Here is a 228-nt window from a genome sequence, read left to right on the forward strand (position 1 = left end):
GAACCCGCTGCCGATCTGCTCGCCGACGACCTGCCCGAGGCCACCGACGCCGACGCGGGCGAGGCCGGCGACGATGACCCGAGCCTTCGCGCCGGCGGTGCGCAGGCATCCGGGGGCGCCGAGCGCGGCGAGGATGGCCCGGCGGTCTACGGCGATGCGGCCTACGGCACGGGCAAGCTGCTGGCCGGGCTGGAAACCGCGGGCGCGCAAATCTTTACGAAGGTGCAG

1 protein-coding gene is annotated in these 228 nt (G+C 74.6%); it reads left to right on the forward strand.

Annotated features, from left to right (window positions below; all coding sequences use genetic code 11):
• Window positions 1–228: hypothetical protein (locus tag ACY9Z2_RS19480; protein ID WP_463611322.1), on the forward strand; the 228-nt coding region annotated here is incomplete at both ends.

It is taken from the genome of Virgibacillus sp. GM2-2 (assembly GCF_055329585.1).